The 10,044-nt window shown below is 59.0% G+C and carries 6 protein-coding genes, 1 other RNA gene and 1 pseudogene; 5 read left to right on the top strand and 3 right to left on the bottom strand.

Features of this window, described 5'->3' with window-relative positions; translation table 11 throughout:
* Window positions 1-50: 50 nt before the first annotated feature.
* The gene (locus tag ACKWJN_RS17075; protein ID WP_408598906.1) at window positions 51-1,031 is read right to left on the bottom strand and encodes a tripartite tricarboxylate transporter substrate binding protein; all 981 of its coding nucleotides are present in this window, start codon (window positions 1,029-1,031) and stop codon (window positions 51-53) included.
* A gap of 122 nt (window positions 1,032-1,153) precedes the next feature.
* On the opposite strand from ACKWJN_RS17075, the gene ACKWJN_RS17080 reads away from it, so the two are divergent.
* Window positions 1,154-2,821 carry an MBL fold metallo-hydrolase gene (locus tag ACKWJN_RS17080; protein ID WP_408598908.1) on the top strand — a complete coding sequence of 556 codons (1,668 nt, stop codon included), beginning with the start codon at window positions 1,154-1,156 and terminating at the stop codon, window positions 2,819-2,821.
* 7 nt (window positions 2,822-2,828) lie between these two features.
* On the opposite strand, the gene ACKWJN_RS17085 is transcribed toward ACKWJN_RS17080, so the two are convergent.
* Window positions 2,829-4,133, bottom strand: coding sequence for a phage integrase SAM-like domain-containing protein (locus ACKWJN_RS17085; RefSeq protein WP_408598909.1), 1,305 nt, complete (start codon window positions 4,131-4,133; stop codon window positions 2,829-2,831).
* A gap of 160 nt (window positions 4,134-4,293) precedes the next feature.
* Between ACKWJN_RS17085 and ACKWJN_RS17090 the strand changes: the two genes are divergently transcribed.
* A complete protein-coding gene (locus ACKWJN_RS17090; RefSeq protein WP_408598911.1) occupies window positions 4,294-5,532 on the top strand; it encodes a porin in 1,239 nt (412 codons plus the stop codon).
* Between the two features lie 95 nt (window positions 5,533-5,627).
* Here the strand turns inward: ACKWJN_RS17090 and rnpB are convergent.
* An RNA gene (gene rnpB, locus ACKWJN_RS17095) (RNase P RNA component class A) lies at window positions 5,628-5,971 on the bottom strand.
* Window positions 5,972-6,043: 72 nt separating this feature from the next.
* On the opposite strand from rnpB, the gene ACKWJN_RS17100 reads away from it, so the two are divergent.
* The 3 genes and pseudogenes from ACKWJN_RS17100 to ACKWJN_RS17110 form a co-directional block, all read left to right on the top strand.
* A complete protein-coding gene (locus tag ACKWJN_RS17100) occupies window positions 6,044-7,912 on the top strand; it encodes an NAD(P)/FAD-dependent oxidoreductase (protein ID WP_408598918.1) in 1,869 nt (622 codons plus the stop codon).
* A gap of 82 nt (window positions 7,913-7,994) precedes the next feature.
* Window positions 7,995-8,909 (top strand): cysteine synthase A, encoded by a 915-nt coding sequence (gene cysK, locus ACKWJN_RS17105; protein ID WP_408598913.1) that lies wholly within the window; start codon window positions 7,995-7,997, stop codon window positions 8,907-8,909.
* Between the two features lie 110 nt (window positions 8,910-9,019).
* Window positions 9,020-10,044: pseudogene (locus tag ACKWJN_RS17110) on the top strand (radical SAM protein); the annotation flags it as partial.

Below are 10,044 nucleotides of genomic sequence, written 5' to 3' on the forward strand. Positions count from 1 at the left end.
AAGTCAAAAGCCGCCCAAGGGCGGCTTTTTCGTCTGACGCGTCTGCGCCGTCAATCGGCTTTGATGTTGTTGTCTTTGACCACTTTGGCCCAGATGGTCATTTGTTTTTCGATGAAGGTGCGGGCTTGTTCAGGTGTGCCACCCGAGATGTCAATGCCTTGTGCGTCGAGCTTTTTAGCCACATCGGGGTTCTTGAGCACTTTGTTGAGCTCTTCGTTCATGCGCTTGACGATCTCAGGCGGGGTTTTGGCCGATGCCAACACAGCCCACCACGCGGGGGCTTCAAAGCCCGGGTAGCCGTTCTCAGCGATGGTGGGCACGTTGGGTAAGTCAGCGGCACGCTTGCTGCTGGTCACCGCCAGCGGACGCATGCGACCGCTGTCGATGTGGGGCTTGGTCACAAACACCGACCCAATGGACAAAGGCACATGGCCTGCCACCGCATCGCTCATCAACGGGCCGCCGCCTTTGTAGGGCACATGGGTCCACTCCACACCGGCATCCTTGGCCAGCAAAGCCATGGCCAAGTGACCCAAGCTGCCGTTGCCGATGGTGCCAAAGCTCACATTCTTTTTGGCCTTGGCCGCCGCCATCACGTCGGCGAAGGTTTTGTATTCGGAGTTGACGTTGGTGGCCAGCACCATGGGCGAGGTGCCCACCAGCACCAAAGGCAGCAGGTCTTTTTTGCTGTCAAACGGCATGCTGGCGTTCAGGCTGGGGTTCACGCCATGGGTGTCAAACACCACCGCAAAGGTGTAGCCGTCCGCTGGGGCTTGCACCACAGCGGCCGTGCCAATCACGCCAGAGGCACCGCCCCGGTTTTCCACAATCACGCTTTGGCCCAGTTGCTGCGACAACGGCTGCGCAATGATGCGGGCCACCTGGTCCACCGAGCCACCGGGTGGGAACACCGCCACCAGTTTGATGGCTTGTTTGCTCGGCCATGCTTGGGCTTGGGCCAACATGGGCAGGCTCAAGGCGACACAGGCCACAGCCAGCCCCATGGCGGCTTTCAAAGTGCGAGGTTTCATGGGGAGGCGCTCCAAGGATGGGTTGATGTTCATCCCAGAATTGTTGGTCAGCCACGAGGCCCCAAGCCTGCGGCTAATACGGATGGGGAAAATACGAGGCTGTCATTCCTCATAATCCGACCATGGTCAGACCTACCCAACTCCTCCACACCCAGCGCGACAGCGCTCCCCTGCGACCTGCGGCCACGGTGCTGTTGTTGCGCGATGGCCCGCAAGGCCTGGAAGTGCTCATGACGCGTCGCGCCATGACCGCCAGCTTTGCGCCTGGCGCCTACGTGTTTCCGGGTGGCGGCATCGACCCTGCCGATGCCCAAGCGCACGCCCTGGCCGCGCGTCGCAGCACGCAAAGCGATGGTCTGTTGACCCAAGCCGTGGCGGCCATTCGCGAAAGCTTTGAAGAGCTAGGCATCTTGCTGGCGCGCCATGCCGATGGCCGCATGGCCGACGACGCCGACATCGCCGCCCTGAACCGCCATGCCCCCGCAGCCGACTTTGCACGCCAGTGTCAACAACACGGCCTCACCTTGGCGGCTGACCAAGTTTTTCTGCTGGCCCATTGGGTCACCGACCGCGACTTGCCGCGCCGCTTTGACGTGCCGTTTTTGGTGGCGCGCATGCCCGAGGGGCAAACCCCGGTGGCTGACGACAAAGAACAATTCGAGCCGGTGTGGGTGCGCCCCGCCGATGCCCTGAGTCGCCATGCCGCCGGCGACTTATTCATCATCTTTCCCACCATCCGCACGCTCGAACGCTTGCAGCACTTCACCAACGCCGACAGCGTGTTGGCCGCTTGCGCCAACGAGCAGCCTTGGTTCACCAGTTGCCCCCGTGCGGGTTGGTTGGCGGGCAAAGAGTCGCGCCACATGGAGCACGAGTCGCCTTTTGGCGAACTGGCCTTGACCAGCCCCGATGGCCAAATCGTGCACCACCTCGACTGGCAAACCGACCAAGCCGTGTGGCTGCTGAAAAATGTGCAACGCCTCACTGCCCCCAACCCTGGCGTCATGACCGGCCCTGGCACCAACAGCTATTTGGTGGGAGACCCCGACACAGGGTTCATCGCCATCGACCCTGGCCCTGCCGACCTCGAACACCTGGACCGCTTGTGGCGTGCCGCAGGCGGCAACGTCCGCCTCATCGTGTGCACCCATTCCCACCCCGACCACTCACCCGGCGCTGCCCCGCTGCAAGCGCTGTGCGAGCAGCATGGCCACCGCCCGCCCGTGTTGGGCTTGAGTTCAGCCCCCACAGCCCGTGCACACAGCAGCTTCACGCCGGATCGCGAACTGCAAGATGGTGAATTGCTGGTGCTGCAAAGCGGCGACACCACCCACACCTTGCGCGTGCTACTCACCCCCGGCCACGCGGCCAACCACCTGTGCTTGGTGCTGGAAGAAGACGGCTTGTTGTTCAGCGGCGACCATGTGCTCAACGGCAGCACCACCGTGGTAGACCCGCCCGACGGCCACATGAACGACTACATGAACTCGCTCGACAAGCTGCTGGCGGCGTGCGAGCAAGACCGCATTGAGTTCATCTTGCCCGCGCATGGTTACGTGCTGGGCAATCTGTGGGACCAACCCCATGACGCTCGCGCCTGCATTGCCCACCTCAAAGCCCACCGCCTCAAGCGCGAGGCCAAAATTTTGGGCGTCATGCAACACCACCCCGAAGGCAGCATGGACGACTGGGTGCAACTGGCCTACGACGATGTGCCACCGCGTTTGTGGCCAGTGGCCATGCGCTCGTTGCTGGCGCATGTGGAGCGAATCCGGGAGTTGTCTGCTTAATTGACGTTCAGTGCCGCTTGCCGTGTAACAAGGCAATGTTCATCTCGGCAGACAAGGTGCTGGCGTAAAACTTCTCCACCATCTCCACAGAAGTTCTGGCGTTTCTGGCCAAGGTCAGCAAGTCAATGCTGCCGCCGTAAATCAGGCGAAATGTGATGGCGGTGTGGCGCAAACTGTAGAGGGTGCGGTCGATGCCATGCGGGCCTTGCTTGATGTCGAGGTCGTACAAGATCCAGTTGAACAACCAACCCACAATGTCCAAGATCAAACGTCGGTTGGTCTCTTCTGGAAAAAACACATAGTCATCTGGGCGCCCATAGCCTCTGGCCATTTGGTGGGCCAACAGGTTTTTGTACACATTCACCGCAGGCGCCAAGCTCACTGTGGCCGCGTTGTGACGCTTGACCTCGGGTAAATTGAGCCGCAAATAGTTGTGCTTGCCTTGGATGATTTCGATGTGTCGGTTTTTGATTTGCCGAATATCGCCGGGTCTGACGAAGGTGTACACCATGAAGCGAATCAACCAATTCATCTCAACAGGCATTTGGTGGAAAGCGCTCTTGATCCACACCTTGCGATCGGCCACCCAGTTGGCATACACCACCGTGCGCAACTGCTTGGACTTTCTCAAAATCGCTTGGTACTCACTCACCGTGAAGGCGCCTCTGGAATGCACTTGCGACGTGACCTTGGGGAACGGGGGTATGGCTTGCAGCACCCCTTTGCGGTTGAGCAACAGCAATACTTTTCTGACATGCGCCAGATAGCCTTGAATCGTGGCGGCAGATAAATCTTCTTGCGTCAGATACGACACAAAGTCTTCCAAGGTGATGGTGTTGATTTTGTTCAACGGACGCTGCTTGAAGAAAGTGAAGATGTGGCCTTCGAGCCGGTTTTTGGTCATCAGGTACGAGCCATGTTTGATGGCATCGCGTTTCACTTTTTCTTCTTCAGAGCGCAAGATCTCTTGAACCAGATCGAACAAAAGCCGTTGGTTTTCTGCCTCGCCCAACGCGCTTGATTTGGGCACTTTGAGTTTGTAAACACCCGCTTCTTGCAAGCTGTCAAAAAAGACGCGTGCAAACTCTTTGGCCTCGTCGATGTCGGTGGTTTTGAGACTGCGCGAGATGTACCGCCCCAAGTTGTACAAACGCACCTGCCAATACTTGCTGCCGGCAATGCGGAAAATTTTCAGCTTATCGGGCAAGCCCTCCACACTGGTGACGCTGGATTTGATGGGCGCGTTGCGAAACCGAGGCGGCGCAAAGTCAGCCTCGTTGGCTGCAAGTTCCCCCACCACAGAATGGTCCATGCTCGATCTTCCTCCTGATTTTTTTTAATTATTATTCATTCATATTTAGATTTAATACTTTTTGATGATTTAATTGAATTGTTGTTCATAGTTCATAATTTATTAAAATTCATGATTTTGGCATTGTATTTAATTTATTGTTTTAATTCAATGACTTAATTTGCAAAATGAGTTTGATGGTGCAACAACCCTCGTTGCCCTGGCTGCTTTGGCAGCCACCTCTGCATTCGCACAAAGCGTTACCTTGTACGGTATCGCTGACGTATCCTATGGAACCAAAACCCACACAGCTGGCAACGGCACCGTGTTGGGTAAAACGCAAGGTATCCAAGAAGGCTACCAAGCCGGTAACCGCATTGGCTTCCGCGGTATGGAAGACTTGGGTGGCGGTAAATCTGCAGGTTTCGTGATCGAAAACGGCATCAACTTGACAGAAGGTCAGTTGTTCAGCTCACGCGCTGCTGCTGGCGGCTTGGCCATTCCTGACGGTGGTTCAATTTCTGGAAACATGCCTGGACGTGCTTACAGCTCAGCAACTAACCGTCAATCGTTTGTGAGCTATGCTGACAAAGCATTGGGTGAAGTTCGTTTGGGCTATCAATACACTGCCTTGTACACAGTGTCCACCAACAGCGGTTATCACCTCGGCTCTGAGCAGCCTGGCGGTGACTTCGCACACGGCACACTCGATCAAGCCAACTACGGCGGTACACGTGCCAACGGCATCAACTACATCTTGCCAACATTTGCAAACACAACAGTCACCTTGTCTAAAGGCGCTGGTGCTTCGCGTGAAGTCGTTGACAGCTCGACTGTATTAACGAACAGTGGTAAGACGGCTGATACACAACGCCGTTGGAGCATCTTGGCACAGTATGTGAATGGTCCTTTGAATGCGTCTTACGCTCACACAGATTGGACCAACAATGCTTCAGCAACGACTGCCGAAGCCATTGGTGCAGCCACCAACATCTTCGCTGCTGCAAGTGCAGAAGTCAAAGCCAGTGCAGGTGCTAAGAATTACCAAGCCAAATTAGACCAGTTCGCTGGTAGCTACCAATTGGGCTCTGCCAAGTTGACATACAGCTTGGCTAACGGTAAGCGTGATGAAGTTGTGGGTTCAACTTACACCAAAAGCAAGGCCCAACAATTTGGTGCTGAGTACGCATTGGGTGCCATCCGTCCTTTCGTAATTTCTGGCACAGGCAAAATCACGAACGAACTCGGTGCAACCACTTCTGACTTGAAGTCTAGCCAATGGGGGGTTCGCTACGACCTGAGCAAGCGCACGCTGGCTTACATCATCTCTGGTAAGGCAGAAGACAACGCTGTTGCTTCAACTGCATCTACCCTCGCCAAGCGCGAAGGCACAGCCATTGGCCTATTCCACTCTTTCTAATCCCCACGCTGGCGCAAGCCAGTTAAGGATTTAAAAGCATCAAACCCCGCCACTCGCAAGAGTGGCGGGGTTTTTTAACGACAGTTTAAGAATAAGTGTGAAGCCCACCGATACGCCGGATTCTGTGCAGGGCGGTTGCCCACCCCGTGACCGTCATTAATCTGGGCCGAGGGTCACCCACTCGGCTCGGTGCTACCTACCCGCCAACTCAGCGGACCGCCTCAACGTTGGCCTACTTGGTATTGCTGCGCGCAGAGATTGCCCGTTTCACCCGCACTCAAGCGGCTCGTCTCTGTTGCTCTGATCCTCACCTCACGGTGGAGAGGTGTTACCTCTTGCGCTGTCCTATGCAGTCCGGACGTTCCTCCAGTGCGGCATTTCTGCCCAACGCTTGCGCGTTGACCTTGCGGCCTGCACCGGCGACGGCCTGGTGAGCTTCACACTGGCGATTATCCGCCGATAATCACGGCCTCACTCATCGCTTTGCCCGATCACCACGGGCCCCATGCTTGTGATTCGACTCTCTGAACTCAAACTCCCCCTGTCCGACTTGCCGTTGCCCCAGCGCCGGGCAGCGGATGCGCCCGCAGAAACCGAGGCTGACCGCCATGCGGTGCCCCACCCCGTAGACACCTTGCGGCAGATGGCGGCACAGGCTTTGGGGTTGGCACCTTCTGCCATTGCCACCTTGGACGTGTTCAAGCGCAGCTTTGATGCGCGCAAAAAATTGCTGGTGGTCTACATCGTCGACGTCGCCCTGGCCGACCCCACGCAAGAGGCCGCCTTGTTGGCCCAACACGCACAGCACCCCCACATCCACCCCACACCGGCCATGGCTTGGCAGCCCCCTGCCCACGCCCCTGGCGACTGGGGCGACACCGAGGGTGAGCGCCCCGTGGTGGTGGGCTTTGGGCCTTGCGGCATCTTTGCGGCCTTGGTGTTGGCGCAAATGGGGTTCAAGCCCATCGTGATCGAGCGCGGCACCTCGGTGCGTCAACGCACCCAAGACACCTGGGGCTTGTGGCGCAAGCAGGTGCTCAAGGCTGAAAGCAATGTGCAGTTTGGCGAAGGGGGTGCGGGCACCTTCTCGGACGGCAAGCTGTACAGCCAAATCAAAGACCCTCGGCACTTGGGCCGCAAGGTGATGCAAGAGCTGGTGCGTTTTGGCGCACCCGAAGAAATTTTGTGGGCTGCGCACCCGCACGTGGGCACCTTCAAACTGGTGAAGGTGGTCGAAGGCCTGCGCGAAGAAATCATCCGCTTAGGGGGCGAGGTGCGCTTTGAGCAGCGCGTGGTGGACTTGCTGTACGAAGACGCGCCGGCTGCCACCAGCACCCAAGCCTACACAAACCTCCATACCAACAACCCAACCCAGCCACGCCAAGTGCGCGGCTTGCGCGTGTTTGATCTGACCAGCGGCGAGACCCACACACTGAATGCGCACCACGTGGTGATCGCCTTGGGCCACAGCGCACGTGACACCTTCACCATGCTGCATCGCCATGCCGTGTCGATGGAAGCCAAGCCGTTCTCGGTGGGTGTGCGCATTGAACACCCACAAAGTGTGATTGACCGTGCGCGCTGGGGCCAACATGCCGGCCACCCTTTGCTGGGTGCCGCCGACTACAAGTTGGTGCACCACGCCGCTAACGGCCGCGCGGTGTACAGCTTTTGCATGTGCCCAGGCGGCACCGTGGTGGCAGCCACCAGCGAGCCGCATCGCGTGGTGACCAATGGCATGAGCCAGTACTCACGCAACGAACGCAATGCCAACGCGGGCATCGTGGTGGGCATTGACCCACGCGACTACCCCACCGACCCGGCAGCATTTGAAGCCGCCTTGGACGAAGACATGGGGCACAACATTCCGCACAGCGTGCGCCACGACACCCGCGACGCACCGGGCGGTTTTCACCCGCTGGCTGGCATGGTGTTGCAGCGCCAACTCGAATCGCATGCCTACACCTTAGGCGGGGGCACCTACGAAGCACCTGCGCAGTTGGTGGGCGACTTTGTGGCGGGCCGCGCCTCTACCGCTTTGGGCACGGTGGAGCCGTCGTACAAACCCGGCGTGAAGATGGTCAGTTTGGACAGCGCCTTGCCCTCCTACGCCATTGCCGCCATGCGCGAGGCCTTGCCGGTGTTTGGCCAAAAGATCAAAGGCTTTGACATGCGAGACGCGGTGATGACGGGGGTCGAAACCCGCACCTCCTCGCCGCTGCGCATGGCGCGTGACGACCACTCGCTGCAAAGCCCCAACATGGCGGGGCTCTACCCCGCTGGCGAAGGCGCTGGCTACGCGGGCGGCATTTTGTCGGCCGCAGTGGACGGCATCAAAGTGGGCGAAGCCCTCGCACACCAACTGATGGCCAAGCGCTGAACCCATCAAGCCCGGCACTGACACAATCTGCCCCACATTCATCCATCATCATTCATCCATCACACACGACCAGGAGACCCGCATGAAAGCCAACACCGTTCTCGACACCATCGGCCACACCCCCCACATCCGCATGCAGCGCTTGTTTGGCGACACGCACCAGGTGTGGATCAAGTCTGAGCGCACCAACCCCGGTGGCTCCATCAAAGACCGCATCGCACTGGCCATGGTCGAAGACGCTGAAAAATCGGGTGCTTTGAAGCCAGGTGGCACCATCATCGAACCCACCTCGGGCAACACCGGCGTGGGCCTGGCCATGGTGGCTGCGGTCAAGGGTTACAAGCTGGTGTTGGTGATGCCCGACAGCATGTCGATCGAGCGCCGTCGCCTGATGTTGGCCTATGGCGCCAGCTTCGATTTGACGCCGCGTGAAAAAGGCATGAAGGGGGCCATCGCTCGCGCCCAAGAACTGGCAGCCGCCACACCTGGCGCCTGGATTCCACAGCAGTTTGAAAACCCAGCCAACATCGACGTGCACGTGCGCACCACGGCACAAGAAATCTTGGCCGACTTTTCACACCTCGACGCCATCATCACAGGCGTGGGCACCGGCGGCCACCTCACCGGTGTGGCGCGCGTGCTCAAGGCCAAATGGCCTGCGCTCAAAGTATTTGCCGTGGAGCCTGCGGCCTCGCCCGTCATCTCGGGTGGACAGCCTGCACCGCACCCGATCCAAGGCATTGGCGCGGGCTTTATCCCCAAGAACCTCGACACCGCTGTACTTGATGGCGTGATTCAGGTGGACGCCGAAGCCGCACGCGAATACGGCCGCCGCAGCGCCCGTGAAGAAGGCTTGCTGGTGGGCATTTCGTCGGGTGCCACATTGGCGGCCATTGCCCAAAAATTGTCTGAGTTGCCTGCCGGTGCCACCGTGTTGGGTTTCAACTACGACACAGGTGAACGCTACCTGTCGGTGGAAGGCTACTTGCCCGTCTGAACGCAACGCATGGCGAGGCCAAAGGCCACCGCACCGCACCGAGCACTTCTGCCTTGAACAACAGCCCTCAAGCCCCACGCGCATTGCGCGTGTTGAGCCTCATCCCACCGATGACGCAGCTCAACACCCCCTACCCGTCCACCGCGTACTTGACGGGTTTTTTGCGCGGCCAAGGGGTGGATGCGGTGCAAGACGACTTGGCCTTGAAACTGGTGCTGGCCTTGTTCACGCCCGAAGGCCTGCTGCGGGTGCATGCGCGTGCCCTGGCCTTGCCCGTGGAGGCACGCAGTGCGTGCGTGAATTTTTTCCTCGACCACTTCACGCGCTACCACCACACCATTGCCCCCACGATTGCTTTTTTGCAAGGGCGCGACGCCACGCTGAGCCACCGCATTGCCGGGCGAGGTCTGTTGCCTGAAGGCCTACGCTTTGCTGCTCTGGACGCGTATGACGTAGAGGGTGAAGGTGGCGATTCGTTGGCCTGGGCCTTTGGCGCCTTGGGCCAGCAAGACCGCGCACGCCATTTGGCCACGCTGTACCTCAACGATTTGGCCGATGTGCTGCGCGACGCGGTGGACCCACGGTTTGAGTTTGTGCGTTACGCCGAGTCGCTGGCCAGCAGCCAAGCCAGCTTTGAGCCCTTGGCCCAAGCCTTGGCCGATGCGCCCACCTTGGTCGACGAGGTGCTGCACGACTTGACCTTGCAAAGCATGGCGCAGCACCAACCGCAGTTGGTATTGTTGTCGGTGCCGTTTCCCGGGGCGGTGTATGCCGCGCTGCGTATCGCGCAAACCATCAAAGCGCACCACCCACACACCGTGATTGCCATGGGTGGCGGTTTTGTCAACACCGAGTTGCGCAACTTGTCTGAGCCGCGCCTGTTTGACTTTGTGGACTACATCACGCTGGACGCCGGCGAACGCCCTTTGCTGGCGTTGCTGGCCCACCTGCAAGGCCAGCGCAGCGCGCAACGCTTGGTGCGCACCTTTGTGCGCGATGCAGACAGCGCCCAGGTGCGCTACGTGAACTGGGCAGAGCCCGATGTGGCGTTTGAAGACGTGGGCACACCCACCTGGAACGGTCTGCCGCTGGACCGCTACCTGTCGCTGCTGGACATGCTCAACCCCATGCACCG

Source organism: Limnohabitans sp. (assembly GCF_046052825.1).
Taxonomy (GTDB): Bacteria; Pseudomonadota; Gammaproteobacteria; order Burkholderiales; family Burkholderiaceae_C; genus Limnohabitans.